Annotated in this window: 24 protein-coding genes and 1 pseudogene; 12 read left to right on the forward strand and 13 right to left on the reverse strand. The window is 73.7% G+C overall.

Annotated features, from left to right (window positions below):
- Positions 1–390: 390 nt before the first annotated feature.
- Together ACZ434_RS22520 and ACZ434_RS22525 are read left to right on the forward strand one after the other, a co-directional pair.
- Positions 391–1,371 carry a fibronectin type III domain-containing protein gene (locus ACZ434_RS22520; RefSeq protein WP_468458530.1) on the forward strand — a complete coding sequence of 327 codons (981 nt, stop codon included), beginning with the start codon at positions 391–393 and terminating at the stop codon, positions 1,369–1,371.
- Positions 1,372–1,537: 166 nt separating this feature from the next.
- Entirely contained in the window at positions 1,538–2,068 is a 531-nt protein-coding gene (locus tag ACZ434_RS22525; protein WP_468458532.1) for a hypothetical protein, read from the forward strand.
- Between the two features lie 75 nt (positions 2,069–2,143).
- On the opposite strand, the gene ACZ434_RS22530 is transcribed toward ACZ434_RS22525, so the two are convergent.
- From ACZ434_RS22530 to ACZ434_RS22540, 3 genes are all read right to left on the reverse strand, one after another.
- The gene (locus ACZ434_RS22530) at positions 2,144–2,737 is read right to left on the reverse strand and encodes a PadR family transcriptional regulator (RefSeq protein ID WP_468458534.1); all 594 of its coding nucleotides are present in this window, start codon (positions 2,735–2,737) and stop codon (positions 2,144–2,146) included.
- A 31-nt stretch (positions 2,738–2,768) separates the two neighbouring features.
- Positions 2,769–4,784, reverse strand: a complete 2,016-nt coding sequence (locus tag ACZ434_RS22535) for an FAD-dependent oxidoreductase (RefSeq protein WP_468458537.1) — start codon at positions 4,782–4,784, stop codon at positions 2,769–2,771.
- Positions 4,785–4,889: 105 nt separating this feature from the next.
- Positions 4,890–5,258: a hypothetical protein gene (locus tag ACZ434_RS22540; RefSeq protein WP_468458539.1), complete on the reverse strand. Its 369-nt coding sequence runs from the start codon at positions 5,256–5,258 to the stop codon at positions 4,890–4,892.
- 242 nt (positions 5,259–5,500) lie between these two features.
- Between ACZ434_RS22540 and ACZ434_RS22545 the strand changes: the two genes are divergently transcribed.
- Entirely contained in the window at positions 5,501–7,582 is a 2,082-nt protein-coding gene (locus ACZ434_RS22545; protein ID WP_468458541.1) for a SpoIIE family protein phosphatase, read from the forward strand.
- 198 nt (positions 7,583–7,780) lie between these two features.
- Here ACZ434_RS22545 and ACZ434_RS22550 read toward each other — a convergent pair whose 3' ends face one another.
- Positions 7,781–8,560: a putative protein N(5)-glutamine methyltransferase gene (locus ACZ434_RS22550; protein WP_468458701.1), complete on the reverse strand. Its 780-nt coding sequence runs from the start codon at positions 8,558–8,560 to the stop codon at positions 7,781–7,783.
- Between the two features lie 348 nt (positions 8,561–8,908).
- Here ACZ434_RS22550 and ACZ434_RS22555 point away from each other — a divergent pair, with 348 nt between their 5' ends.
- The 5 genes and pseudogenes from ACZ434_RS22555 (at position 8,909) to ACZ434_RS22575 (ending at position 13,015) form a co-directional block, all read left to right on the forward strand.
- The gene (locus tag ACZ434_RS22555) at positions 8,909–9,514 is read left to right on the forward strand and encodes a sulfite oxidase-like oxidoreductase (RefSeq protein WP_468458543.1); all 606 of its coding nucleotides are present in this window, start codon (positions 8,909–8,911) and stop codon (positions 9,512–9,514) included.
- 4 nt (positions 9,515–9,518) lie between these two features.
- On the forward strand, positions 9,519–10,265 hold the full coding sequence (locus ACZ434_RS22560; RefSeq protein WP_468458703.1) for a ferredoxin reductase: 747 nt from the start codon (positions 9,519–9,521) through the stop codon (positions 10,263–10,265).
- A 181-nt stretch (positions 10,266–10,446) separates the two neighbouring features.
- A pseudogene (locus tag ACZ434_RS22565) lies at positions 10,447–11,026 on the forward strand (Rv1733c family protein).
- 155 nt (positions 11,027–11,181) lie between these two features.
- Complete coding sequence (locus ACZ434_RS22570; protein WP_468458544.1) at positions 11,182–12,150, forward strand: acetylxylan esterase; 969 nt, start codon at positions 11,182–11,184, stop codon at positions 12,148–12,150.
- Positions 12,151–12,271: 121 nt separating this feature from the next.
- On the forward strand, positions 12,272–13,015 hold the full coding sequence (locus ACZ434_RS22575; protein WP_468458546.1) for a GntR family transcriptional regulator: 744 nt from the start codon (positions 12,272–12,274) through the stop codon (positions 13,013–13,015).
- Positions 13,016–13,021: 6 nt separating this feature from the next.
- Here the strand turns inward: ACZ434_RS22575 and ACZ434_RS22580 are convergent, their stop codons facing one another.
- Positions 13,022–13,810, reverse strand: a complete 789-nt coding sequence (locus ACZ434_RS22580; protein ID WP_468458548.1) for a class I SAM-dependent methyltransferase — start codon at positions 13,808–13,810, stop codon at positions 13,022–13,024.
- A 167-nt stretch (positions 13,811–13,977) separates the two neighbouring features.
- Between ACZ434_RS22580 and ACZ434_RS22585 the strand changes: the two genes are divergently transcribed.
- Complete coding sequence (locus ACZ434_RS22585) at positions 13,978–15,141, forward strand: D-alanyl-D-alanine carboxypeptidase family protein (RefSeq protein WP_468458550.1); 1,164 nt, start codon at positions 13,978–13,980, stop codon at positions 15,139–15,141.
- Positions 15,142–15,158: 17 nt separating this feature from the next.
- Here ACZ434_RS22585 and ACZ434_RS22590 read toward each other — a convergent pair whose 3' ends face one another.
- The 7 genes from ACZ434_RS22590 to ACZ434_RS22620 all read right to left on the reverse strand — a co-directional run bounded on the left by ACZ434_RS22590 (position 15,159) and on the right by ACZ434_RS22620 (position 19,780).
- Positions 15,159–16,091, reverse strand: a complete 933-nt coding sequence (locus ACZ434_RS22590; protein ID WP_468458552.1) for a glutaminase — start codon at positions 16,089–16,091, stop codon at positions 15,159–15,161.
- A 42-nt stretch (positions 16,092–16,133) separates the two neighbouring features.
- Complete coding sequence (locus tag ACZ434_RS22595; protein WP_468458554.1) at positions 16,134–17,150, reverse strand: asparaginase; 1,017 nt, start codon at positions 17,148–17,150, stop codon at positions 16,134–16,136.
- On the reverse strand, positions 17,150–17,872 hold the full coding sequence (locus ACZ434_RS22600; RefSeq protein WP_468458556.1) for a FadR/GntR family transcriptional regulator: 723 nt from the start codon (positions 17,870–17,872) through the stop codon (positions 17,150–17,152). Before ACZ434_RS22600 ends, ACZ434_RS22595 begins: the two co-directional genes overlap by 1 nt.
- Positions 17,873–17,939: 67 nt before the next feature.
- On the reverse strand, positions 17,940–18,314 hold the full coding sequence (gene crcB, locus ACZ434_RS22605) for a fluoride efflux transporter CrcB (RefSeq protein WP_468458557.1): 375 nt from the start codon (positions 18,312–18,314) through the stop codon (positions 17,940–17,942).
- A gap of 43 nt (positions 18,315–18,357) precedes the next feature.
- The gene (locus tag ACZ434_RS22610) at positions 18,358–18,801 is read right to left on the reverse strand and encodes a fluoride efflux transporter FluC (RefSeq protein WP_468458558.1); all 444 of its coding nucleotides are present in this window, start codon (positions 18,799–18,801) and stop codon (positions 18,358–18,360) included.
- A 73-nt stretch (positions 18,802–18,874) separates the two neighbouring features.
- Entirely contained in the window at positions 18,875–19,126 is a 252-nt protein-coding gene (locus tag ACZ434_RS22615; RefSeq protein ID WP_468458705.1) for a helix-turn-helix domain-containing protein, read from the reverse strand.
- Positions 19,127–19,366: 240 nt separating this feature from the next.
- Positions 19,367–19,780, reverse strand: coding sequence for an SseB family protein (locus ACZ434_RS22620; RefSeq protein WP_468458560.1), 414 nt, complete (start codon positions 19,778–19,780; stop codon positions 19,367–19,369).
- Between the two features lie 199 nt (positions 19,781–19,979).
- Between ACZ434_RS22620 and ACZ434_RS22625 the strand changes: the two genes are divergently transcribed.
- Both ACZ434_RS22625 and ACZ434_RS22630 read left to right on the forward strand, forming a co-directional pair.
- Positions 19,980–21,425: a glyceraldehyde-3-phosphate dehydrogenase gene (locus ACZ434_RS22625; RefSeq protein WP_468458562.1), complete on the forward strand. Its 1,446-nt coding sequence runs from the start codon at positions 19,980–19,982 to the stop codon at positions 21,423–21,425.
- Between the two features lie 163 nt (positions 21,426–21,588).
- On the forward strand, positions 21,589–22,557 hold the full coding sequence (locus ACZ434_RS22630; protein WP_468458564.1) for a hypothetical protein: 969 nt from the start codon (positions 21,589–21,591) through the stop codon (positions 22,555–22,557).
- A gap of 198 nt (positions 22,558–22,755) precedes the next feature.
- Here the strand turns inward: ACZ434_RS22630 and ACZ434_RS22635 are convergent, their stop codons facing one another.
- The gene (locus ACZ434_RS22635; RefSeq protein ID WP_468458566.1) at positions 22,756–24,405 is read right to left on the reverse strand and encodes an FAD-dependent oxidoreductase; all 1,650 of its coding nucleotides are present in this window, start codon (positions 24,403–24,405) and stop codon (positions 22,756–22,758) included.
- 273 nt (positions 24,406–24,678) lie between these two features.
- On the opposite strand from ACZ434_RS22635, the gene ACZ434_RS22640 reads away from it, so the two are divergent.
- The gene (locus ACZ434_RS22640; protein WP_468458568.1) at positions 24,679–25,800 is read left to right on the forward strand and encodes a SchA/CurD-like domain-containing protein; all 1,122 of its coding nucleotides are present in this window, start codon (positions 24,679–24,681) and stop codon (positions 25,798–25,800) included.
- Positions 25,801–25,844 lie beyond the last annotated feature (44 nt).

Genomic DNA, 25,844 nt, shown 5'->3' on the forward strand with positions numbered 1-25,844 from the left:
GGGACACTGACGCACACTCGGGCACTTTGCCCCATTTCGTCCGTGCATGACGGCAGGGCGGCCCCGCCCTGGGCCGGACGGCGCACGATCGCACCGGCCGCCGCGACGCGGGCCGGAGCGCACGGCCGGGCCACCCTCACCCTCTCCCGCCGCCCGGGCCGGCATGGCGATCCGCGCCGGCCGCGGCCCGCCCCATCGCCCGAACTCCACGGCCGTGCGCGGCGGTTCGACACCTTCGCACCTTCGGCTCACGCGGGGCGTCACGACATCACCCCTCCCCCGCTCTTGATGTGACCGCGTCAGTGCCGCCATATTGGTACGGACCAATGTCCAGGACCGTTCCCGTGCCCCACCCCGGGAGGCAGTGTCGTGCGTGGCGTTCGCCCAGCCGTGTTCCCGCGTCGCCTGCTCGCGCTCTGCGGGGTCCTCCTGCTGGTCGCCTCCTGCCGGTGGGGCGGGTCGGACGACACCGGGGGCGAGCGGCCGCCCGGGGCCCCAACCGGCGTCACGGCCGAGGCCGGCAGTGCCACCAGCGTGCACGTCATGTGGAACGCGGTCGCCGCCGCGGAGGCGCGGGTGAGCCGGTACGAGGTGTATCGCGGCACCACCAAGGTCAAGGAGGTGCCGGCTTCCGAGCACATGGTGGACGTCACCAGGCTCCCACCCGCGACCACCCATGTCTTCACGGTGCGGGCCAGGGACGCGGACGGGCGGCTCGGGCCGCCCAGCCGGGAGGTGCGGGCGACGACACCCGAAGCCTCCGCGGCCGACGACTCCCCGCCCACGCGTCCGGTGCAGACACACGGCCGGGCGGCCGGGAGCCGGGCGGCCCAGCTGTCGTGGTCCGCCTCCACGGACGACCGGGACGTGGTGTCGTACGACATTCACCAGGGTGGGACGAAGATCCACAGTGTGGGTGCGAACCAGATGGCCGCCGTGGTGACGGGGCTGCGGCCGGGCACCCGTTACGCCTTCACCGTCCGGGCCAGGGACGCGGCCGGCAACCTCTCCCCGCCCGGCCCCGCCGTCCGCCTCACCACCGCGGGCAGCACGGACGCCGGCGCCGCCACCGCCCCCACGGACTTCCGTGCCGCCGGCGAGGAGTCCGGCGGCGCCCACTACCTCGCCCTCACCTGGGTGCCGCCACGCGTCGACGGCGTGATCACCGAGTACGAGGTGCGCCTGGACGGCCGTACCGCCACCTCGCTCGTCCACGGCGGTGACGCACCGCGCGACCGGGCGTCGTACCGCTTCTACCTGGGCCGCGAGGCAGGGGTCACCCACCGGGTACGGATCCGGGCGAAGCTGCCCGACGGGACCTGGGGCGGCTTCTCCGCCGAGCGCACGGTGACGACCGGCGCGCCGCGCTGATCCGGTCCCCCGGGACGCCGGAGCGGCGGGCGTCACCTGCCCGGATGCGGCCGGAGTGCGCACCGGCCCCGCTGCCCTTTGGCTGGCCTCGTGACGGCACGGGCGCTCCCCGACCTCGGCGGCGCAAGGGATGTACCGCCGGCCGTGCCGCCGGAAGGCAGTCCACATGCACCTCTCGAAGCCACTGCTCCGCTCCGGGTCCACCGTGGCAGCCGCCGCCGCGCTCGCGCTCTGCCCGGCCGGACCGGCCGCCGCGGCCGGGATCTCGGTCAGCACCACCGGGTCGACGGTCTCGGTCAGCACCAGCGCGTGCCAGCAGGTCAACGGCCACTGGGGCACCGCCTCGCTGCTCGCCGGCGGCCAGTCCGGCTTCTCGCAGGGCCGTCAGGTGGCGCTGTCGGGGACGGCCGCGGGTCAGTCCGCCGCCTGGTCGAACGTCGGCGCGGGCACCTACACGGTGATCGTGGTGTGCGCCAACGGCAGTACCGCGGGCACCCAGGCCGTCGTCGTCTCCCCCGTGTCGAGCCCGTCGGTCACCCCGACCGCCTCGCCCACCCGCGGGGTGATGGGCGGCGTCGGCGGCGGTTCGGCGGACTACGGCACGGTGACCCTGGTGGCGGGCGGCTCGCTGGTCGGCACCGGCCTGCTCGCCACGGCCTGGTACCTGCGCCGGCGCGCCAGGCCGCGCCACCTCTAGAGCCGGCGCCGGCCGCCATCACGTCCGACGCGCTCCGGTCGGGCGGCCGGCGTCACCCCGTCCACGGCCGGGCGGTCACGCCTTCCGCGCGCCCGGCCGCTCCCGCCCGCCGGTCCCGCCGGTCCCGCCGGTCTCCGGGAGGCTTTCGAACTCCGTGAGCGCGTGGTCCAGCCACTGGGTCCAGAACGTCTCCAGGTCGATGCCGGCCCGCAGCACCAGATGCCGCAGCCGGTCCTCGGGCCCGTCCTTGCCGGGCGGGAAGTCGCGCCGCTCGATCTCCCGGTACTCCTCCAACTGCCGCCCGTGCAGCTCCCGGTGGCGCCGCAGATCGGCTTCCAGCCCCTCGGTGCCGACCACGGCCGCCGCCCTGAGCCGCAGCAGCATCACATCGCGGAGCGGCTTGGGGTCCTGGGCCGCGGCGGTCCAGCGGGCCAGTTCCTCCCGGCCCGCCGGCAGCACCTCGTACGCCTTCTTCTGCCCCCGGGCCGGCTGCTCGGGGGTGAGGGCCCGGATCAGGCCCTCGCGCTCCAGTTTCCCCAGCTCGCGGTAGATCTGCTGATGTGTCGCGGACCAGAAGTAGCCGATCGACCGGTCGAACCTGCGGGTCAGCTCCAGCCCCGACGACGGTTTCTCGAGCAGGGCGGTGAGGATCGCGTGCGGGAGTGACATGCGCTCATCCTAGGGACGGGCCGGGCGGCGCCTACAGGGCCGCCGCCAGCTCCGTGCCCTGCTTGATGGCGCGCTTGGCGTCCAGTTCGGCGGCCACGTCGGCGCCGCCGATCAGGTGGACCGGGCGCCCTTCGGCGAGCAGCGTCTCGTACAGGTCGCGGCGCGGCTCCTGCCCGGTGCACAGGACGATCGTGTCGACCTCCAGGACGGTGCTCTCGCCGTCGACGGTGACGTGCAGTCCGGCGTCGTCGATGCGGTCGTAGCGCACGCCCGGGACCATGGTGACCCCGCGGTGCCTGAGTTCGGTGCGGTGGATCCAGCCGGTGGTCCTGCCGAGGCCCGCGCCGACCTTGGAGGTCTTGCGCTGGAGCAGGTGGACGGTGCGCGGCGGGGCGGGCCGCTCGGGTGCGGCGAGGCCGCCGGGTGCGCGGTAGTCGAGGTCGACGCCCCACTGGCGGAAGTACGTCTCGGGGTCCTCGTGCGCCTTGTCGCCGCCGTCGGTGAGGAACTCGGCGACGTCGAAGCCGATGCCGCCCGCGCCGAGGATGGCGACCCGGTCGCCGACCGGGGCCCCGTCGCGGAGCACGTCGAGGTATCCGAGCACGCTCGGGTGGTCCACCCCGGGGATGTCGGGGACGCGCGGGGTGACGCCGGTGGCGACCACGATCTCGTCGTGCCCGGACACGTCGTCGGCGGTGACGCGGGTGTCCAGCCGTATGTCGACGGCCAGTTCGGCGAGCCGGGTGCGGAAGTAGCGCAGGGTCTCGTCGAACTCCTGCTTGCCGGGGACCTTCCGGGCGACGTTGAGCTGGCCGCCGATCTCGCTCGCGGCGTCGAACAGGGTGACGTCGTGGCCGCGTTCGGCGGCGCTGACCGCGCAGGCGAGACCGGCCGGGCCGGCGCCGACGACGGCGACGCGCTTGCGGCGGCGGGTCGGGGAGAGGACCAGTTCGGTCTCGTGGCAGGCGCGCGGGTTGACCAGGCAGGAGGTGATCTGCCCGCTGAAGGTGTGGTCGAGGCAGGCCTGGTTGCAGCCGATGCAGGTGTTGATCGCCTCGGGCCGGCCGTCCGCGGCCTTGGCGACGAAGTCGGGGTCGGCGAGCATCGGGCGGGCCAGCGACACCATGTCCGCGGTGCCTTCGGCGAGCAACTGCTCGGCCAGTTCAGGGGTGTTGATGCGGTTGGTGGTGACGAGCGGGACGGACACCTCGCCCATGAGCCGCTTGGTCACCCAGGTGTAGGCGCCGCGCGGCACCGAGGTGGCGATGGTGGGGATGCGGGCCTCGTGCCAGCCGATGCCCGTGTTGATGATGGTCGCGCCGGCCTCCTCGACGGCCCTGGCGAGGGTGATCACCTCGTCCAGGGTGGAGCCGCCGGGCACCAGGTCCAGCATGGAGAGCCGGTAGATGACGATGAAGTTCTCGCCGACCGCCTCGCGCACCCGGCGGACGATCTCCACGGGGAAGCGCATCCGGTTCTCGTAGGAGCCGCCCCAGCGGTCGGTGCGGTGGTTGGTCTGCCGGGCGATGAACTCGTTGATCAGATAGCCCTCGGAGCCCATGATCTCGACGCCGTCGTAGCCGGCCTGCCGGGCGAGGCGGGCGGCGCGCGCGTAGTCGTCGACGGTGCGCTCGACCTCGGCGTCGGTGAGCTCCCGGGGCGGGAAGGGGCTGATCGGCGCCTGGAGGGGGCTCGGGGCGACCAGGTCGCGGTGGTAGGCGTACCGCCCGAAGTGGAGGATCTGCAGGGCGATCCGGCCGCCCGCGCCGTGGACGGCGTCGGTGACGACCCGGTGCTGCTCCGCCTCGGCCTCGGTGGTGATCCTGGCGCCGCCCTCGTAGGGCCGGCCCTCGTCGTTGGGGGCGATGCCGCCGGTGACGATGAGGCCCACTCCCCCGCGGGCACGGGCGGCGTAGAACTCGGCCATGCGGGCGAAGCCGCCCTCGGCCTCCTCCAGGCCGACGTGCATCGAGCCCATGAGCACCCGGTTGGGCAGCGTGGTGAAGCCCAGGTCGAGGGGGGTCAACAGGTGGGGGTAACGGCTCATCGGGCCCTCCGTGCGCGGTGTGGTGCCTGTAGTTGTAAGGCACGCGCACCGCCTTATGCAACTAGTTGCATAAAGGTGACGGAGGGCACAGCGGCCGAGGAGGCCTCACCGGCTTTCGAGACGGACGTGCAGTTCCCGCTCCTGGTCGCCCGAGACCGTGGTCAGATCGTGCACGGTGAACAGCGAGTCCAGCGTGGTGCGGAACCGGTCGATCGCCCAGTAGCCGCCGTGCACATCGGCGTCGACCGACGAGGCCAGCCGCGCCGGGCGGGCGCCCTCGTGCGCGTCGGCGACGTCGAACGTGCCGAGCCACACCGTGGGCCGGGTCTCGTGGAACTCCTCGGGTACGTCGTCCGAGCACCGGTCGGACGCGAAACACGCGCACAGCGTGTCGAACACGACCCGGGCGTCGTCCTTGCTGCATCCGCTGATCTCGACCGAGACGGACTCCGGATGCGGTTGCCGGCTTCCCATCGTGATCGCTCCTCTCGTGGCCACGCGCCGCCCCCGCCCCTCACTCAGCAAAGCACCACATTCCGGGGAGCACTACCCGCGCGCCGCCGCCGCGTGACCGATTCCCCCGGCGTCCGGCGCGTTGGTGGGAGAAGCTGGAAACGAACGGCAGGAGCGGCGGAAAATCGCCCCCGCGCGCGGTAGAACAAGGGGTGGCGGCACGGTGACGGCGTGCCGTGGAATCGGCGAAGGCGGGGCGTGGGATGAGTGCAGCGGGGTCACCCCCGGCCGGCGGTGACGGACCGGTGCCCGGGCCGGTGCGTCCCAGCGGCCTGCTCGACGTGCTGCGCGTCGCCTCGGTGGTCCTGGACACCGAGGGACGCATCATGCTGTGGAGCCCGCAGGCCGAGGAGCTGTTCGGCTACGGCGCGCGGGAGGCACTGGGCCAGTACGCCGCGCGGATCATGGTGCACGAGGAACATCTGGACCTCGTGGTGAAGCTGTTCGCCGATGTCATGCGCACCGGTGTGAGCTGGGCCGGCGCCTTCCCCATCCGGCGCAAGGACGGCGGCACCCGGCTGGTGGAGTTCCGCAACATGCGGCTGCTGGACGAACGCGGGGACGTGTACGCCCTCGGTCTGGCGGTGGACCAGTCGACCGTGCGCCGGCTGGAGCAGGACGTGGCCCTGTCCACCCGGATCGTCGCCCAGTCCCCCATCGGCCTGGCCGTGCTGGACTCCGGTCTGCGGTACGTGTCGGTGAACCCGGCGCTGGAGCAGATCAACGGCATCCCGGCCGAGCAGCACCTGGGCCGCACGATCCGGGAGGTGACGCCGCTGCTGGACGCCGCGACGATCGAGAACGCCGCGCGGGGTGTCCTGGAGACCGGCCGGCCCTCCGTCGACCTGTCCACCACCGGCCGTACGCCGGCCGATCCGGACGAGGACCACGCCTGGTCGGTCTCGCTCTACCGGCTGGAGAACGCGCTCGGGACGGTGCTGGGGGTGGCCGTGTCGCTGGTGGACATCACCGAGCAGTACCGGGCGAACGCCGAGGCCGAGAGCGCCCGGCGGCGGCTCGCCGTGATCGCCGACGCCTCCGCCCGGATCGGCACCACCCTGGACCTCGACCGCACGGCCGGCGAACTCGCCGACGTGGCCGTCCCCGAACTGGCGGACGCCGCGGCGGTGGACCTGCTGGACGCGGTGGTACGGGGCCGGCGCAGCACCCTCGGACCCGCCGAGCCGGCGCTGATCCGGGCGCTGGCGGTGCGGTCGGTGGACACGGCCGACGTGCCGGCGGCGGCCGACCCGCCGGGCGAGGTGACCCGCTACGCGCCGGACCGGCTGATCACCGAGTGCGTACGCACCGGGCTGCCCGTGATGGTGCCGCAGGTGAAGGACGAGGACCTCGCGCGGATCGCCCGCTCCCCGGAGGCCGCCGAGCTGCTGGCACGGGCGGGCGTCCACTCGTACCTGGCCGTGCCGCTGATCGCGCGCGGGGAGGTGCTCGGCGCGCTCGACCTCACCCGCACGCGCACCCCGCGCCCGTTCGACGAGGACGATCTGCTGCTCGCGCGGGAGCTGGCGTCCCGCGCGGCCGTGCAGATCGACAACGCCCGCTGGTACCAGAACGCCCGCGACACCGCCCTGACCCTGCAGCGCAGTCTGCTGCCGAGCCATCCGCCCGTGACGGGCGGACTCGAGGTCGCCTCCCGCTACCAGCCGGCCGGCGCCACCAGCGAGGTGGGCGGGGACTGGTTCGACGTGATCCCGCTGGAGGACGACAGGACGGCGCTCGTCGTGGGCGACGTGATGGGCAGCGGCATCCCCGCGGCGGCCACCATGGGCCGGCTCCGCACGGCGACCCACACCCTGGCCTCCCTCGGCCTGGACCCGGCCGTGCTGCTGGAACACCTGGACCGGATCACCGGCGGACTGGACCAGGCGATCGCCACCTGTGTGTACGCCGTCCACGATCCGCGCGAGCGGCGGTGCACCCTCGCCAACGCGGGGCATCTGCCGCCGGTCAGGCTCCGGGCCGGCCGCGCGCCCGAGCTGCTCGACCTGCCGACCGGGGTGCCCCTGGGCGTGGGCGGGGTCGCGTTCTCCACGACCACCGTCGATCTGGAGCCGGGCGACCGGCTGGTGTTCTACACCGACGGACTCGTCGAGACCCGCCGGGACCCGCTGGACGAGCGGCTCGACCGGCTGCTGGCCCTGCTGGACCGGCCCGGCGACTGTCTGGAGGAGGTCTGCGACCTGCTCCTGCGCACGCTGCACGAGCCGGACAACTTCGACGACGTGGCCCTGCTGATCGCCCGCGCGACGGCCACCGGCGACTGAGCCCGGCCAAGGGCCGGTCCGGTCCCCGTCGTCCGCCCGCGGGACGGGCACGGCGGCGGTCGGCGCGTGCCCTCGGTGTGCGGCGTCGCACTCATGTGGCGGAGCCACCTGTCCCGCGGCGCCGTGCGGCGATGGGGGGCACCCTCTCTGGGGGAGCGTGCCGGGCGTCGGGGCGTGGCGGGAACTCCGGGCGGGCCCTCAGGTCCTGACTCCGGTCACGACATGGGCGCAGCGCTCCTCGCAGACGGCCAGGCGGGTGCGCAGTCCGGCACCGGTGAAGGCCTCGACGGCCGCGGGGGCCTGCCGGCTGCTGGTCTCCACCAGGAGCCGGCCGCCCGGCGCGAGCCATCCGGGCGCCCCGTCGGCGACCCGCCGCAGTACGTCCAGGCCGTCGGGGCCGCCGTCCAGGGCGACGCGCGGCTCGTGGTCGCGGGCCTCGGCCGGCAGCAGCCCGATGTCGCCGCTCGGCACGTACGGCACGTTCGCGGCCAGGACGTCGACACGGCCCCGCAGCCCGACCGGGAGCGCGTCGAAGAGATCGCCCCCGTGGACCCACCCGCCGAGGACGGCGACATTGCGGCGGGCACAGCGCACGGCGGCCGGGTCGATGTCGGCGGCGTGCAGTTCGACCGCGCCGAGCCCGGCCGCCAGGGCCGCCCCGACGGCTCCCGAGCCACAGCACAGGTCCACGACGACGGCCGCTGCGGGGGCCTGCGCGAGCGCCTGTTCGACGAGGAACTCGGTGCGTCTGCGGGGCACGAAGACCCCCGGTTCCACGATGACGCGCCGGCCGTGGAACTCCGCCCAGCCGACGACGATCTCGAGGGGCAGTCCGGCTGTCCGGCGCTCGACCATCGGGGCGATGTCACCCGGGTCCGGCGCGGCGGCGATGATCAGTTCGGCCTCGTCCTCGGCGAAGACGCACCCGGCGGCGCGGAGTGCGGCCGCGACGGAGTCCCGGGACGGCGGACCGGGCAGGGGCGCGGGAAGAGGCGCGGAGGGGGTGTACGGCGTGTACGGCGAGTGCGGCGTGTGAGGCAAGAGCCTGGGGCCTTTCGGGAGCCGAAGGGCGCTCCCGCGGTCACCTGCTGCCGGTGGACCGCGTCGCTCCGAGGAGGGAGCACCCGAGCTGACGAGCGGTGATGGGTCCCACCTCCTTCGGCCTCCCGGCCGGGTCGGTCCGCGGCCGGACGGCCACAGTACCCGACGATCTCCACGGCCGTACCGTGCGTCCGGGAGGCACGGGCGGCACGGGGGGCACGGTCACCGCGTACCGTTGAACGCGGAAACACTTGAGCACCAGTCGCAACGGAAATCACCGATCACGTGAACATCACCCGAGGCTTCACCGGCCGCCCGCGCGTGGACAATCCCGGGCTGCCGCCCGGTCAGTACGACGCGGGCGACGAATGGCCCGTCCTGTCCGCCGAGGTCACCCCCGACCTCGCGCCGGCCGACTGGACCTTCCGGATCGACGGTCTGGTGGCGGAGCCCCACACCTGGGACTGGGAACAGGCACACGCGCTGCCCGCCTCGGCGTACGAGGGCGACATCCACTGTGTGACCGGGTGGTCGAAGTTCGGGGTGCGGTTCGGCGGTGTCTCGCTGGACGCGTTCCTGGACATGGTCCGGCCCCATGGGTCGGCCACACATGTGGTCGCGTACGCGCACACCGGCTACACCACGAGTCTGCCCCTCGCCGATGTGACCGGCGGCCGGGCCTGGATCGCCTGGGACCACGGCGGGCGGCCGCTCCCCGCCGAGCACGGCGGTCCGGCGCGGCTGGTGGTGCCGCATCTGTACTTCTGGAAGAGCGTCAAGTGGGTCGCGGGGCTGCGGCTCCTCGACCACGAGGAACCGGGGTTCTGGGAGGGCAACGGATACCACCCGCGCGGGAACCCCTGGAAGGAACAGCGGTACTCCGGTGACTGAGCAGATGTTCGCCCCGCCGACGCGGTTCGCCGTGCCCGGGCGGATCGGTGTGAGCCGGCGGTCCGCCTCCGTGTGGCGGACGGCCACACTGACCGGGATCCGCCGTGAGACCCCGCGCGTGTCCACGTTCCGGCTCGCCGTGCCCGGCTGGCCGGGGCATGTCCCCGGGCAGCATCTGATGCTGCGGCTGACCGCCGAGGACGGCTACGTGGCCCAGCGCCACTACTCGATCGCGTCCGCGCCGGACGACTCCGGGCACATCGAGCTGACACTGGACCATGTGGAGGGCGGCGAGGTCTCGGGCTGGTTCCACACGGTGGCCCGTCCCGGCGACCGGATCGAGGTGCGCGGCCCGCTCAGCGGCTTCTTCGCGTGGCCCGGTGACCGGCCCGCGCTGCTGGTGGGCGCGGGCTCCGGCGTCGTCCCGCTGATGTCGATGGTGCGGCACCACAGGGCGCGGGACATGAGGCTGCCGCTCCGGCTGCTGGTGTCGGCGCGGGGCCCCGAGGAGCTGATCTACGCGCGCGAGTTCGGTGCGGAGACCACACCGGTGTTCACGCGGAGCGCTCCGGAGGGTGTGGCGGTCGGACGTATGACGGCGGCACATGTGGCGCCCTTCATGGCGAAGCAGCCTCCCGGCGGGTGGGAGGCCTATGTGTGCGGCTCCAACTCCTTTGCCGAGCACGCCTCGCGGCTGCTGGTGGCGGCCGGTCAGCCCGTGGAGCGCATCCGGATCGAGCGCTTCGGCTGAACGGCCGGTGGCGGGTCCCGCCCCGGGGCGTGGGGCGGGACGGGCGCCCGTTTCGCGCGGGCGCGGCCGGGCACCCGGCCCCGGCTGTCCGCGTGTGCCGCGCGCCGCGGAGGGGTGCCGGGGCCGGCGCGCAGCACGGCTGTCCACGCTCCCTGCCCGCGGTGACGGCAGGGGGGTCGAGATGCGAACGCGAGTGCTGCGCCGGCGGCGGCGCAGTGCCCTGTGCCGCCGGTCGGACGTCGTCGAGGAGCGTACGGCGGCGGCCGTCACCGTGCTGCCGTGCCTGGCGGCTCCGCTGATGGGGGTGCCGGCGGCCTGGTGGGCGCACGGCGGCGCCCGGGCGGCGGCGCTGGAGCAGCGGGCCGAACGCCACCGTGTGCGCCGAGGTCGTGGAGCGTCCCACGGGCGAACGGCCCGCTGCCGGCTCGGGCACGCGGCAGGTCTTCCGGGCGCCCGTGCGCTGGACGGAGCCGGGTGCGCGGTCGCGCTCCGCCGTCGCGCGGGTCCCGGCGAACGCGCGTCCCGGTGACGTGGTGCACGTGTGGTTCGACTCCCGGGGACACGATGTGCCGCCCCCGGTCGACGACGCCTCGGTCCTGCGGTACAGCATCGGCATGGGAACCGCTGCGGCGGGCGGTACGGCGGCGGTCGTGCTGCTCGCTCATCGCGCGGTGCGCCGGGCGGCGATGCGGCGGCGGCCGGCGGAGTGGGACCGGGCGTGGGCGCGCACGGAGCCGCGGTGGACGCGGCGCGGGGCCTGAAGGAGTGATCGGGAACCCTGCGCCGGCCGAGGCAGTCGGGAAATCGCTTTCTGCGCTGTTCACCTGGGGTTATTCCCTAAAGGCCTGGCGGCCTTCCGGGTGATCCGCGTACCGTGTCATCGCTTCGCACGGTCTCTCCACGAAGGCGGTCCCCGATGGCCCTGTTCGACCTCCCCCTCGACGAACTGCGCGAGTACCGCAGCGCGTCCGCGGCGCCCGAGGACTTCGACGCGTTCTGGTCCAGGACGCTCGACGAGGCGCGCGAGCACGAACTGGACGCGCGTTTCGAGCCGGTCGACACGGGACTGTCCACCGTGCGGGTGTTCGACGTGACGTTCGCCGGGTTCGGCGGTCATCCGGTCAAGGGCTGGCTGACACTGCCCGCCGGCACGGACGCCCCGCTGCCGCTGGTGGTGGAGTTCATCGGGTACGGGGGCGGCCGCGGACTGCCCCACGAGCACCTGCTGTGGGCGTCCACGGGCCGGGCCCACTTCGTGATGGACACCCGGGGGCAGGGCAGCGCCTGGGGCGCCGGCGGCGGTACGCCGGACCCGGTGGGCGGCGCCCCGGCCTACCCCGGGTTCATGACCCGCGGCATCGACGCACCCGCGAACTACTACTACCGCCGGGTGTTCACCGACGCCGTACGCGCCGTGGAGGCGGCGCGGTCGCATCCGCTGACCGACGCCGGCCGTACCGTGGCGGTCGGCGCCAGCCAGGGCGGGGGCATCACCCTCGCGGTGGGCGGTCTGGTGCCGGACCTGGCGGGCGTCGCGCCGGACGTGCCGTTCCTGTGCGACTTCCCGCGCGCCACGACGCTCACCGACCGGCACCCCTACCGGGAGATCGGCCTCTATCTGAAGACGCACCGCGGCCGCTTCGACGACGTCCTGCACACCCTGTCCTACTTCGACGCCGTGCACTTCGCCGCCCGCGGCCGCGCCCCCGCGCTCTTCTCGGCGGCCCTGGAGGACCAGACCTGCCCGCCCTCGACGGTGTTCGCGGCGTTCAACGCCTGGAGGCACGAGGACAAGACCATGGAGGTGTACGACTTCAACGACCACGAGGGCGGCGGGCCGTTCCACGAGGCGGCCAAGCTGCGCTGGATGAAGTCGTACATCTGACGGACCGCACGGTTCCGGCCGAACTGCCGGACAGCCCTTCCCTGATGGTGTAGACCAATGTTAGAAGTGGTGGCCCAACGAGCCCGCGCGGCTACGGAACGTCACCAACAGGAGGCGCGGCATGGCCCGCACCACCCCGCACGACCACCCGCCCACCGAGGGGGAGCCCCGCTACCGCAGGATCGCCACGCAATTGCTCGGCGAGTTGCACGACGGAACCATTCCACCCGGTGAACGCCTGCCCGGCGAACGGCAGTTGGCCGAGCACTTCCAGGTCAGCAGGGAGACCGTACGACAGGCGCTGCAGTTGCTGCGCCGGGAGGGGCTGGTCGCCACCGACCGGCGGGGCAGTCATGCCGCGCTGCCCGGCCTGCCGGTGGAGACACCGGCCTCCTCGGGCTTCCCCCTCGGCTCCGGGAGCGCCGGCCACGGCACGGTGACCCGGGCCAGTGTCACCTGGGAGGTCCCGCCGCCCGGACACGCCGAGGCTCTGGGAGTGGCGCCCGCCCGGCCGACGCTGATGCACCGCTACTGGTCGGCGTCGGCCGACGGACGGGAACTGCGTACGGCGGTGACATCGTTTTCCGCCGTGGCGCTCACGGAGGTCGAGGAGCTGTCCCGCTACCGCGACCGCGCCGACGGCACCGGAGCCGCGGAGCTGCGGCGGGCCTACGACTGGATGCGCCGGGCGGGCCTGTCCCTGCATCACCGGGACACCATCACGCGGATCGCCGGGACGCCGTCGGTCCGGGTCACTCGCCGCGTGCACGACCAGCACGCGCGCCCGCTGGAGATCACCGAACTGGTCATGGACGCCCAGGAGGACGTCCTGGTGTACGAATTCACGGTACCGGCGGCGGTCTGACCCCGGTCACGGGTGCAGCGGGGTGCGGGGCGCCGTGGACGGGAGCGACGTCCGTGCGCCGGCGGGTTCACCGCCCGCCCTCGTGGCGGCCACCAGCCGCACCTTGGGACTCCCGTCCGCCCGCCGGCCGAACTCGGGCAGGGGCCAGAACTCCACCCGGAAGCCGGCCCACGTCAGCTCCCGCCACATCTCTCCGAAGCGGAATCCCCGGTAGTACATGACGAACGGCGGCCGCCACAGCGCGTTGCGCACCCGCATCCCCGCGTCGAACCCCAGCAGCAGCGCGTACGTGAACGAGCCCGGCCGTGGCGGCGCGACCACGGGAAACACGAAGCGCCCGCCGGGCCGCAGCACGGAGCGGACCTGTCCGAACAGCCCCGGCAGCTCACGCGGCAGGAAGTGCCCGAACGCGCCGAAACTCACGACGAGGTCGAAGTCCGGCCCGAACGGCAGGTCCCGCGCGTCGGCCCGCACCCAGGTGACCGGCGGCCCCGGCGGACGGGTGCGCGCCCGCGCCTCGTCCAGCATGCCCGCGCTGAAGTCCACGCCCGTGACGCTCTGCCCGCACACCTGCCTCAGCACGTCCACGCCCGCACCGGTGCCGCAGCACAGGTCGAGCCCGGTGCCGAACGGCCCTGCCCGCCGCAGCGCCGACACCGTGGCGTCGAGCACCGAATCCGGCGTGCGGAAGGGGGTGTGGTCGAACTTGGGTGCGAGGAGGTCGTAGCCGCGTTCCACGGACGACAGCGCCTGAACGGCGAGTTCACGCAGGCGGGGGCCTTCGGGGCTGAACATCGGATCAGCCTAGAGGAGACCCCCGTCCACAGCGGCCCACGGCGCCACCGCGCCCGTGCCCCCTGCCCGGCGGCCGGACCGCGCGGCGGTGTGCCATCCGGGTGCTCGGGGCCGCTCTCCGGCCGGGGCAGCGCGGTGTTCCGGGTGACCGTTTCTACGTTTGCGGTATGACTATCGGATTTGCTTCACGGGTGGCCGTGCCTGCCTGCGCGCTCTGCACGTCGGGCCTGCTGGTGCTGGCACCGGCCGCGGCCACCACCGGTGCGGGCGTGGATCCCGGGCCGCGGGCGACTCCCGCGGCCGCCTCGCTGCTGTACCGGCCCGGCACGCATGTCCGTCCGCGTCCGGGGGCGCCCGAGGTCCCGGAGCTGTCCGCCCTCTCGTGGCTGATCGCCGACGCCCGCACCGGTGAGGTGCTGGCGGCCCACGACGCGCATCGCAAACTGCCGCCCGCCAGCACCCTCAAGACGCTGTTCGCCCTCACCGTGCTGCCGGCCCTGCCGGCCGGTGTCCGGCACCGGGTCGGCGCCGAGGAGCTGAAGGGCATCGGCCCGGGCAGCAGCCTCGTCGGGGTCGCCGAGGACCGGACGTACCGGGTGGCCGACCTGTGGAACGGGGTCTTCCTCAGCTCCGGCAACGACGCCGTGCGCGTGCTGGCCGCGCTGACCGGCGGCTGGCGGGCCACGGCCGAGCGGATGCAGGCCAAGGCCCGCGCCCTGGGCGCCCGCGACACCCGGGTGAAGTCGCCCGACGGCTACGACGCGCCCGGCCAGGTGTCGTCCGCCTTCGACCTCGCCGTGTTCGGCCGGGCAGGGCTGCGCAACCCCGAGTTCGCCCGGTACTGCGCCCGGCGGGAGGCGCGGTTCCCGGGCCGCGACGGCGGCTCCTACGGGATCGTCAACACCAACCGGCTGCTCACCGGCGCGGACGGCGTCGCACCGTACCGGGGCCTGATCGGGATCAAGAACGGTTACACCAGCCACGCCGGGAACACGCTCGTGGCCGCCGCGCGCCGCGACGGGCGCACCCTCGTGGCGACGGTGATGAACCCCCGTTCGGACGACGGGTTCGCCGTGTACGAGGAGGCGCGCTCGCTCCTGGACTGGGGGTTCGAGGCGGAGGGGCGGGTCGAACCGGTGGGCTCGCTGGACGCCCTGCGGGCCGGGCCGCTGCGGGGGCCGGAGGCGGAGGCCGCGGCGGTGCCGGCCGCCCGGCGGGAGGAGGGGCCCGGGCGGCCGGTCTCCTGGACGATCGCCGCCGCGGCACTGCTGGGCGGGGCGGGGACCGCGCTGTTCCTGCGGCTCCGCTGGGGCCCGGTGCCGACGGGCTGACCGGCGCGGCGCGCGGGTCAGAAGACGGAGAGGCCGGTGAGGGTCGTGAAGCGGTCCAGGGCGGCGACGCCCGACACCGAGTTGCCCCGCTCGTCCAGTCCGGGGCCCCATACGCACAGCGTGCAGCGGCCCGGGACGACGGCGATGATCCCGCCGCCGACCCCGCTCTTGCCGGGCAGGCCGACCCGGTAGGCGAAGTCGCCGGCCGCGTCGTACGTACCGCAGGTCAGCATCACGGCGTTGACCTGTTTGGCCTGGCTGCGGCTGAGCAGCCGGGTGCCGTCGGCGCGGATGCCGTGCCGGGCGAGGAACCCGGTCGCCAGGGCGAGGTCGGCGCAGGACGCGGCGACGGAGCACTGCCGGAAGTACTGGTCGAGCAGGACCGGCACCGGGTTGTCGATGTTGCCGTAGGACGCCATGAAGTGGGCGAGGGCGGCGTTCCGGTCGCCGTGGGCGTCCTCGGAGGCGGCGACCTCCAGGTCGAAGACGAGGTCGGGGTTGCCGCTCTCCGTGCGGAGGAAGGTGAGGAGTTCACCGGCCGCGTCACCGGTACGGGTGTGCAGCCGGTCGGTGACGACGAGGGCGCCCGCGTTGATGAACGGGTTGCGCGGGATGCCGTTCTCGTACTCCAGCTGGACCAGGGAGTTGAAGGGGTTGCCGGAGGGTTCCCGTCCCACGTGCTCCCACAGGGTGTCGCCCTCGCGGGCCAGGTCCAGGGCGAGGGTGAACACCTTGGTGATCGACTGCGCCGAGAAGGGCCGGCGCCAGTCCCCCACCCCGTACACCGTGCCGTCCGGTTCGGCGACGGCCATGCCGAAGCGTCTGGGGTCGCAGGCCGCGAGCGCCGGGATGTAGTCGGCGGGGCGGCCCCGGCCGGGGGTCCGCTCGATCTCCTCGGCGATGCGCTCCAGGACCGGCTGGAAGGACGTCGACGGTGCCATGATCCCCATTGTCCAGGCCGCTTCGGCGCCTCGCCCCCTCCACCCCACGTGTCAGGCGCAGGCCGGTGCCACCACCGGATGCAGTGCCGGCACCGGCCGTATCCCGCCGACCGGCCGCCCGCCGCCGAGCACCTGCTCTCCCGTGAACTCCGCGAGCGGCGACGCGTCCACCCCCGCCAGCGCCAGCGCCGCCGCGGTCACCGGGACGCGCGCCCGGGACGCACCGTCGGCGATCTTCACGGCGACGGCGCGGCCGTCGGGCAGGGCGGCGACCTGCACGCCCTCGAAGCCGTCCTTGCTGAGCAGGCCGGGAACGGCCCGCATCAGCGCGGCCACGTCCCGGCCGGAGCCGGAGGCCATCTCGGCGTGCTCACGCATCGCGTCGGCGACGCGGGCCTCGGGGGTGCCGGGCGCGGCGGTGGTGAGCCGTGCGGCGGCGACGGCCAGACCGTGCAGCGAGACCGCGAACAAGGGCGCGCCGCAGCCGTCGACCGTGACCGTGCCGACGCGCTGCCCGGTGAGGTCCTCGGCGATCTCGGCGATCGCCTGCTGGAGGGGGTGGGCCGGGTCCAGGTAGTCGTCGAGGGACCAGCCGTTCAGCTTGGCCGTGTACAGCATGGCGGCGTGCTTGCCGGAGCAGTTCTGCGCGAGCCGGGACGGCGGGCGGCCCTCGCGCACCCAGGTGTCCCGGACGACCGGGTCGAACGGCAGGTCGGGGACGTTGCGCAGGTCGTCCTCGGTCAGTCCGGCCAGCTCCAGGATGCGCCGGGCGCCGGTCAGGTGGCGTTCCTCGCCGGAGTGGCTGGCCGCGGCGAGCGACAGCAGGCCGCCCTCCAGCGGGAGCCCCGCGCGGACCATGGCCACGGCCTGGACGGGCTTGAGGGCGGAGCGCGGATAGCAGGCCGCCTCGATGTCGCCGAGCCGGAAGCGGACGTCGCCGTCGGCGTCGAGGACGACGACGGAGCCGTAGTGCACGCCCTCGACGACGCCGCCGCGTACCAGGTGGGCGACGGGGGCGTGGAAGGGCTCGCGGACCGGGGGTGCTTCCGCGGGGAGACTGCTGTACATCACACTGCCTGGGGTCGTTCGTGGGCCGGTGCCGAGCGCACGATGTCGGTGAGGGTGGTCTCGACACGGTCGAGATGGTGGGTCATGGCCTCGACGGCGTCCCGCTCCGAGCCGGCGGACAGTGCCTCGAGGATCGCCCGGTGCTCCCGGCCGGACTGCTCGCGCCGGCCGCCGAGTTCGTTGAGGAACGCGGACTGGCGGGCCAGCGCGTCCCTGATCTCCTCGATGACCCGGCGGAACACCGGGTTCTGGGCGGCCTCGGCGACGGCGAGATGGAACAGGGTGTCCATGGCCGCCCACGCGGTGGTGTCCGTCTCCCGTTCCATCCGGTCCAGGAGATGCGCCAGACGGTCCAGGTTCTCCGGGGTGCGGCGCCGGGCGGCGTACCCCGCGACGGGAATCTCGACGTGCCGGCGGACCTCCATCAGGTCGCCGGCCGCGTAGTCGCCGAAGGTGGGGTCCCCCACGGCGTCGGCCACCACGAAGGTGCCCCGGCCGGTCCTGGAGACCGTCAGGCCCATCGTCTGCAGGGCCCGCAGGGACTCGCGCAGCACGGGCCGGGACACCTCGAGGGTGCGGCACAGCTCCGCCTCGGAGGGCAGCTTGTCGCCGATCGCGTACTCGCCGCGTTCTATGGCGCCGCGCAGGTGGGAGAGCACCGCTTCCATCGCGCTGACGCGCCGCGGGCCCGCACCACCTGTCTGGCTGTCTGACAGGTTCACGAGCCGATCGTGAGGGCGGAGCGCGCGCGCTGTCAAGGCGGAGCGGGTCCCGACGCGGGGCGCGGGGTCAGGACCACACCGCGTCGGCCAGGGCCGCGCCCGCGAAGACCGCGAGCAGCCCGGCCGCCACGGTGGCGACGACGTTCAGGGCCGCCCGGCCGCGGGCACCGGTCCGGGCCAGCCGGAGGGTCTCGTAGGAGAAGGTGGAGTAGGTGGTCAGGGCGCCGCAGAGGCCGGTCCCGAGGAACAGCCGGAGCTCCGAGCCGGCGGCGCCCGCGGCGGCCGCCCCGGTGAGGAGGCCGAGGACCAGGGAACCGGTGACGTTGACGGTGAAGGTCCCCCAGGGGAACGGCGAGTCGTGCCGGGCCTGCACCGCGCGGTCGGTGAGATGACGCAGCGGGGCGCCGACCATGGCGCCCAGCACCACGTACAGCCAGTTCACGGTGCGGACCCCGCCGGGCGCAGGACGGTGCCGGTCGGCCGGGTCATGGGTGCGTCCCGACGAGAACCCGGCGCGTCGCCGCGGTGGCCGCCCACACGGCGGCGAGGGCCGCGGCCGGGGTCACCGCGAGACAGGCCAGGCCCACGCCCGGGTGGCCGCCGGTCAGCAGGTCGCGGACGTCCAGGGCGTAGGCGGAGAAGGTGGTGAAGCCGCCGAGGACACCGGTGCCGAGGAAGGGACGGGCGAGGGGGTGGGCGGTGCGGACCTCGGTGAGGATCACCATGAGGACGCCGATGGCGGCGCAGCCGGCGGCGTTGACCGCGAGGACCGTCCAGGGGAACGCGCCCGCCGGCGTCGGCCGCCAGAGGGAAGCGGCGTAACGGGCCGTGGCTCCGGCCGCCCCGCCGAGGGCGACCGCGGCGAGGACGGGCGCCTGGGCACGGATGCCGGGCCGGGCCCGAGGGCCATCGGTTTCCGGGGCTGTCACCGTCGTACGTCTCCCACTCGCTCGGGATCAGCGTAACGGCCGGCCGGCGCCGTGGAACACGCGGCCGGGTGCGCTACCAGCCCTTGCCGAAGAGCTGCGCCACCTCGGCGATCCGCACCTCGTCGCGCCGGTAGCGCGGCGGGTCGGCGGAGGTGCGCAGCAGGCCGAGGGCCGTGAGCAGCCGGAGATGGCTCAGGGCGACCGGGTGGGGCACGCCGAGCCCGGCGGCGATGTCGTCCGCGGTGAGACCGCGCTCGGCGACTGCGGGTTCGCTGAGCCACGCCAGGATGCGCAGCCGTGTCCCGTCGGCGGGAGTCCTCAGCATCTCGTACACCTCCGCGCCGGGCTTCCGCACGCCGGCGCGCTACCACTGTGCCGCGCCCGGGGCCTTCGTGTCTCGGACTGCCGACACCTTGCCACGAGCCCAACGCCCCTGCGAAACAAGGACGTTCACCATCACGACCGACCCCGGGGCGCGGGTGTCACCTGTGACGGAACCAGCCCGCGGCGGCTTCGACGACCCACCCGCTGCCGGCCGCGGCCTGCCGGGCCGGCCCGGTGGGGATCACGGGCGGGCCAGCAGGGTGCGTACTCCCTCCGAGGTGAGGGTGAGACGGTGGTCGGAGCTGCCGTCGATGGTCAGGGAGAGGTCGTCGGCCGGCCACTGGGCGGCCAGCGCGCCGAGCGGGACCAGGCGGTAGCGGGAGACGAACGGCAGCAGCCCCGCCATCTCCAGCTCGGAGGTGAACACGGGCACCACCTGGTCGCCGCCCGGCTGCTCCAGCACGGGCAGTGCCACGGCGCCCGGGTCGGCGGCCTCCTCGTCGCCCGCGTCGTCGGGCACCGGGATCAGTACGTGGCTGTTGGCGAGGGCGTCCAGCGCGGCCGCGTTCTCGGCGTTCTCGGGGCTCTCGGACAGGGTGTCCAGGGCCCGCTGGGCGGGCGTGGGGGCGTTGTTCTCGTGCGCGGGTGTCTCCATGACGGCTTCCCCTGGTAGCGGCGGTCGAGCGGCCCGCCCGGGACAAGATCCGGCCCGGGCACGGTGCTGCACGCGTACCCGCTCGAATGTCGCGCAACCCTGCGAATTCCGGTGCCGTGACGGCCCGCGGAGACCCCCTCGGGACCGCCCTGCCAGCACGGCTATCATATGAGCACCCTCTAGCTCGAAAGATGATCCTGTGACTGTCAACGAAGACTCGTTCACGAATTGGAAGCACCGCGAGGAGATCGCGGAGTCGATGATCCCGATCATCGGGAAGCTGCACCGCGAGCGGGACGTGACCGTCCTGCTGCACAGCCGCTCCTTGGTGAACAAGTCGGTGGTCAGCATCCTCAAGACCCACCGCTTCGCCCGGCAGATCGCCGGCGAGGAGCTGTCGGTCACCGAGACGCTGCCCTTCCTGCGGGCGCTCACCACGCTCGACCTCGGCCCGTCCCAGATCGACATCGGCCTGCTCGCCGAGGCCTACCGGGCCGACGACCGGGGTCAGTCGGTGGAGGAGTTCACCGCGGAGGCCGTCGCCGGGGCGACCGGCGCCAACAAGATCGACCGCCGCGAGCCGCGTGACGTCGTCCTCTACGGCTTCGGCCGCATCGGCCGTCTGCTGGCCCGGCTGCTCATCGAGAAGTCGGGCTCCGGCAACGGGCTGCGGCTGCGCGCGATCGTGGTCCGCCGGGGCGGCGAGCAGGACATCGTCAAGCGGGCCTCGCTGCTGCGCCGGGACTCCGTGCACGGCCAGTTCCAGGGCACCATCACCGTCGACGAGGCGAACAGCACGATCGTCGCCAACGGCAACACCGTGAAGGTGATCTACGCGAACGACCCGACGGAGATCGACTACACGGCGTACGGCATCAAGAACGCCATCCTGATCGACAACACCGGCAAGTGGCGCGACCGCGAGGGGCTCTCGCTGCACCTGCGCCCCGGTGTCGACAAGGTGGTGCTGACCGCGCCCGGCAAGGGCGACGTGCCCAACGTCGTGCACGGCGTCAACCACGACACCCTCAAGCCGGACGAGCGGATCCTGTCCTGCGCGTCCTGCACCACCAACGCGATCGTGCCGCCGCTGAAGGCGATGGCGGACGAGTACGGGGTGCTGCGCGGGCACGTGGAGACGGTCCACTCGTTCACCAACGACCAGAACCTGCTGGACAATTACCACAAGTCGGAGCGCCGCGGCCGTTCGGCGCCGCTGAACATGGTGATCACCGAGACGGGTGCCGCCTCGGCCGTCGCCAAGGCGCTGCCCGACCTAGACGCGACCATCACCGGCAGCTCGATCCGGGTCCCCGTACCGGATGTGTCGATCGCGATCCTCAACCTCCAGCTGGGCCGCGCGACCGACCGCCAGGAGGTCCTCGACCACCTGCGCAACGTGTCGCTGACCTCGCCGCTGAAGCGCCAGATCGACTTCATCAGCGCGCCGGACGCGGTCTCCAGCGACTTCATCGGCTCGCGGCACGCCTCGATCGTCGACGCCGGAGCGCTGAAGGTCGAGGGCGACAACGCCATCCTGTACCTCTGGTACGACAACGAGTTCGGCTACTCCTGCCAGGTCGTCCGGGTCGTCCAGTACGTCTCGGGCGTGGAGTACCCGACGTATCCGGCCCCGAAGGCCTGATCCGGGAGCGCGCACAGCCGCCGCACGGGCGCAACGACGGGGCGGGGCCGACGAGATGTCCGGCCCCGCCCCGGTCTGCCCGCCTGACCGGCGGTAAGGGCCAGATCGATAACGATCGCCCCGTACGGGTTGCCGGGGCACCCGGAGTTCCTAGTCTTCGGGCATGTCCCTCTTCAGTGGTCGCACCAGCAGACGCCCTCGTATCGCATTGGCCCTCGACGACGCCGAACTCGCCCGCGTATTGGGGAAGTTGAGCAAGCGGGGCGGGAGCGCGAAGTCGGCCGACGTGACGCTCGTCGCCTCTTTGCTGGAGCAGACCGGTGACGACTGGGACCGCCGCGGCCACCGGATGTCCGTACTGGCGGAGGCGGCGGTCGACACCGGGGTGGCGGCCGCCTGGCTGGGCCGGGAGCCGGACAGCGCCGACGCGCTGGTGTTCCACGCCAGGTCCGGGCTGGCGCGCGGGCTGCGGGACGGGCACCTGGAGGACGCCGGGGAGTTGGTCTCCCAGTGCCGCCGGGCCTCGGAACTCAACCCGGACGACCCGCTGCCGTGGGTGGTGCTGCTGGGCGTGTCACGCATCGAGCGGTACGCCAGGAACGACGTCAACGCCGTCTGGCGGGAGGCCACGGGACGCGACCGCTGGCACCGTGAGGCGTATCTGCAGATGCTCGCGTACCTGTCGCCGGAGGGAGGCGGTTCCAGCGCGTCCGTACTCGACTTCGTCGACGCGGTACGTACCCGCATCCCGGCCAACGCGCCCTGCGCGGCGGTGGAGTTGACCGCGGCCGTCCGCCAGTACCAGGGACTGCTGGCGCAGGGCGGCGTACGGGCGATGACGGCCGGTCAGCTGTGGGAGGGCGGGCAGATCGCGGCGGCGCTGGAGCAGGCGGCCGCGCTCTGGGCGAAGCCGGGGTTCTTCCAGCACGCGGCGGCGGCCGCCGACCTGAACGTGCTGGCGTACGCCTTGTGCGCGGCCGGCCGCGCCGCCGACGCGCACCCCGTCTTCCAGGCGCTCCAGGGCATGGTCACACCCTGGCCCTGGGACGTCGACGGCCCCGCGGTGCAGCGCTACGAACAACATCTGGCCAAGTCGGAGCGGGGCCGGCAGGGCGGCATCGGAGGCCCCTGACCACCGGACCGCGAGGGGTCCCTCCGGGCCTCGCGCCGTCTGTACGGAGCGACCGCCTTCCGGACCCGCCGGACGCCGGACGGGAACGATCCCGGGCCGCCGGACGGGGCTCAGGGACGGAAGACGCGAGCGCCGATCGCCTCCCGCCGGGCCTTCGTCACCCGGGCCCCGTGCCGGCCCCGCACCGCCGGGTGGGGTTCAGGGACGGGAGACGAGAACGCCGATCGCCTCCCGCAGGGTTTTCGCCGGGTCGGTCGAGTGGATCTCGTGGCGCCAGGCGACGAAGCCGTCGGGGCGGATCAGGACCGCGCCGTCCTCGGTGATGCCGTGGGCCCCGGCCCAGTCCGTGCCGGGGGCGGGGGTCAGGTCGGCGGTGGGGCCGTCGCCGAGACCGTACGCGTCGAGCGGTACGGCGAGCCCGGCCGCGACCTCGGCCGCCGCGGTCCTCCAGGGGCTGGTCTCCGCGGCGAGGAGGACCAGTGAGCGCTCGTACAGGTCGAGCGTGGAGATCCGGGTGCCGGCGCGGTCCAGCCACAGGTGGGGGGCGCGGGTGCCGGGCTCGCCGGTCAGCGCGAGCGCGTCGGGGACGACCGGCGCCGCGGGGTCGCCGCCCAGGACCGCGCCGCGCGGATAGCGGTAGCCCAGCGCCACGTTGAGGATGCCGCTCCTGCGGCCCGGTCCCCCGGCCCCCTCGGCCGGCGTGTACCCGGGGTGGCTGTGCTCCACCGAGCGGGACGAGGCGCGGGCGCTGGTCGCCTCCGCGACGGGCCGGCGTTCGGCGTCGTAGGTGTCGAGCAGGGCGGGCCCCGCCCAGCCGTCCAGCACGGCCGCCAGCTTCCAGGCGAGGTTGTGGGCGTCCTGGATGCCGGTGTTGGAGCCGAACGCCCCGGTGGGCGACATCTCGTGGGCGGAGTCGCCGGCCAGGAACACCCTGCCGCCGGCGTACCGTTCGGCGACCCGCTCGGCGGCGTGCCAGGCGGCCCGGCCGGTGATCGTCACGTCCAGGTCCGGTACGCCGACGGCCCGCCGGATGTGGGCCACGCACCGCTCGTCGGTGAACTCCTCGAGTGTTTCGCCGTGTTCGGGGTGCCAGGGGGCGTGGAACACCCAGTGTTCACGGTTGTCGACCGGGAGCAGCGCTCCGTCGGCGTCGGGGCTGGTGAGGTAGCAGACGATGAACCTGCGGTCGCCGACGACACCGGCGAGGTCCCGGGAGGTGAAGGTGACGCTGACGTTGTGGAACAGGTCTCCGGGGCCGTTCTGCCCGATGCCGAGCCGCTCGCGGACGGGGCTGCGCGGGCCGTCCGCGGCGACGAGGTAGTCGGCCCGCACGGTGGTGTGCTCGCCCGTGTCCCGGCTCTTGAGCCGCGCCGTCACCCCGTCGGGGTCCTGCTCGAACGACATCATCTCGGTGCCGTACCGCAGGTCCCCGCCGAGTTCGCGGGCGCTCCCGAGCAGGACCGGTTCGAGGTCGTTCTGGCTGCACAGGCACCAGCCGGCCGGGCTGAACCGGGCGAGCCCGCCACCGGGGTCGATCTCCCGGAACAGCCACTCACCGGCGTCGCCCACCAGGCTCGGCGTCTGCAGGATGCCGTGGTTGTCCGCCAGCACCGACGCCGCCTCGGCGATGCGCCCGTCCACCCCCGCGGTGCGGAACAGCTCCATCGTGCGCACGTTGTTGCCCCGCCCGCGCGGGTGGATCGACGTGCCCGCGTGGCGTTCCACGAGGGTGTGCGGCACGGAGAGCCGGCCCAGGAACAGGGACATGGACAGCCCCACCAGGGAGCCGCCGACGATGAGGACGGGCGTGCGGTGAACCGCCTCGCCGGCCGTGTCCGATCGGTTCATTGAAACGCCTCCAGCGTCGGCCGCACGGGCCTGGGGAACAGGACGCACATTCCATGCCCGGTGCGGACCGGTTCGCGTCCCGGCGGCACCCGGATGGCGCGCGGTTCACCCAGGTGCGCCGTGTCGCTCGCGCGCTCCGGGAGGCGCGCCGACCATCGACACATGGCGACCCCGGCCCATCGGACACGGCGGTCGTTCCTGACCTTCCGTGAAGAGCTTTTCGCCAGAGGCCCCCTGCGAGGGCCTCGCGAAAGAAGAGGAGAGGTACGCCGGATGACCATGTCGGGACGCATATCGCAGTCCGCATTCGACGGGTCCAGGCTGCGGGTGATCCTGCTGCTCGACCTGTACGAAGGAGCCCAGGAGCAGTTCCTCGACGCCTACGAGCACATGCGCAACAAGGTCGCGGCCGTGCCCGGTCACCTCAGTGACCAGCTGTGCCAGTCGATCGAGAACCCCTCGCAGTGGCTCATCACCAGCGAGTGGGAGAGCGCCCCGCCGTTCCTCGCCTGGGTGAACAGCGAGGAGCACGTCGAGACCGTCCGGCCGATGCACAGCTGCGTCCGCGACACCCGGTCGATGCGCTACAGCGTCCTGCGCGAGACCCACCCCGACCGGCCGCTCACCCCCGAGGCCGCCGCCGGGCTCCAGACGGCCGCCCGGGTGGGCGACGGTGTCGCGCGCCACGCCCTCACCTTCACCGTCAAGCCCGGCTCCGAGTCCAAGGTCGCCGAGCACCTGGCCACCTACGAGTCGCCCAGGGCGCAGGTCGACGACACCACGCGGCTGCGCCGCACCTCGCTGTTCATGCACGGCAACCGTGTGGTGCGGGCCGTGGAGGTGGAGGGCGACCTGCTGGCCGCGCTGCGCCACGTCGCCCGGCAGCCGGAGGTGCGGGCGGTCGAGGAGGCCATCAACCCCTATCTGGAGCAGGACCGGGACCTCACCGACCCCGAGTCCGCGCGGCTGTTCTTCACCCGGGCCGCGCTCCCCGCCGTCCACCATGTGACGGCCGGCCGGCCGGAACCGGCCGGACTGCGGCGGCACGCGCTGTACTACCCCGCCGTCGAGGGCCGCGGCACGGACCTGGCCCGGTTCCTCGCCGACCAGGACGAGTCCGCGGCCGGCGACCCCGGCTGCCCGGTGTTCGCGAGCACCGTCTTCCAGCGGGACGACATCGTGGTGCGTCTCGTCGACGTCACCGGCGAACTCGACCTGGACCCGCTCGCCGCCCTCGGCATCAAGGGGCCGGGCAAGGCGGCGGAACTGGAGCGGCTCCTGGACGGCGCCGCGATCGGCGTCGAGGGGTCCCTCGACTCGGAGCGCAACCTCAACCGGCTGCTGGCGCACGCCGACATGCTGCCCGTCACCGACCGCACCTCTGCGGATTCCTGACGGCCGACCGCGGTGACGTCCGCGGCGGCTCCGCCCGGACGTCA

It is taken from the genome of Streptomyces sp. NPDC030893 (genome assembly GCF_055571535.1).

Excerpts from the sequence above, each read along its gene's own strand:
- ACZ434_RS22570 (WP_468458544.1), top strand. The coding sequence starts at position 11,182 with ATGGCCCTGTTCGACCTCCCCCTCGACGAACTGCGCGAGTACCGCAGC.
- ACZ434_RS22530 (WP_468458534.1), bottom strand. The coding sequence starts at position 2,737 with ATGTCACTCCCGCACGCGATCCTCACCGCCCTGCTCGAGAAACCGTCG.
- ACZ434_RS22640 (WP_468458568.1), top strand. The coding sequence starts at position 24,679 with ATGACCATGTCGGGACGCATATCGCAGTCCGCATTCGACGGGTCCAGG.
- ACZ434_RS22580 (WP_468458548.1), bottom strand. The coding sequence starts at position 13,810 with ATGTTCAGCCCCGAAGGCCCCCGCCTGCGTGAACTCGCCGTTCAGGCG.
- ACZ434_RS22585 (WP_468458550.1), top strand. The coding sequence starts at position 13,978 with ATGACTATCGGATTTGCTTCACGGGTGGCCGTGCCTGCCTGCGCGCTC.
- ACZ434_RS22535 (WP_468458537.1), bottom strand. The coding sequence starts at position 4,784 with ATGAGCCGTTACCCCCACCTGTTGACCCCCCTCGACCTGGGCTTCACC.
- ACZ434_RS22635 (WP_468458566.1), bottom strand. The coding sequence starts at position 24,405 with ATGAACCGATCGGACACGGCCGGCGAGGCGGTTCACCGCACGCCCGTC.
- ACZ434_RS22575 (WP_468458546.1), top strand. The coding sequence starts at position 12,272 with ATGGCCCGCACCACCCCGCACGACCACCCGCCCACCGAGGGGGAGCCC.
- ACZ434_RS22560 (WP_468458703.1), top strand. The coding sequence starts at position 9,519 with ATGTTCGCCCCGCCGACGCGGTTCGCCGTGCCCGGGCGGATCGGTGTG.
- ACZ434_RS22545 (WP_468458541.1), top strand. The coding sequence starts at position 5,501 with ATGAGTGCAGCGGGGTCACCCCCGGCCGGCGGTGACGGACCGGTGCCC.
- ACZ434_RS22615 (WP_468458705.1), bottom strand. The coding sequence starts at position 19,126 with ATGCTGAGGACTCCCGCCGACGGGACACGGCTGCGCATCCTGGCGTGG.
- ACZ434_RS22540 (WP_468458539.1), bottom strand. The coding sequence starts at position 5,258 with ATGGGAAGCCGGCAACCGCATCCGGAGTCCGTCTCGGTCGAGATCAGC.
- ACZ434_RS22590 (WP_468458552.1), bottom strand. The coding sequence starts at position 16,091 with ATGGGGATCATGGCACCGTCGACGTCCTTCCAGCCGGTCCTGGAGCGC.
- ACZ434_RS22630 (WP_468458564.1), top strand. The coding sequence starts at position 21,589 with ATGTCCCTCTTCAGTGGTCGCACCAGCAGACGCCCTCGTATCGCATTG.
- ACZ434_RS22620 (WP_468458560.1), bottom strand. The coding sequence starts at position 19,780 with ATGGAGACACCCGCGCACGAGAACAACGCCCCCACGCCCGCCCAGCGG.
- ACZ434_RS22595 (WP_468458554.1), bottom strand. The coding sequence starts at position 17,150 with ATGTACAGCAGTCTCCCCGCGGAAGCACCCCCGGTCCGCGAGCCCTTC.
- ACZ434_RS22525 (WP_468458532.1), top strand. The coding sequence starts at position 1,538 with ATGCACCTCTCGAAGCCACTGCTCCGCTCCGGGTCCACCGTGGCAGCC.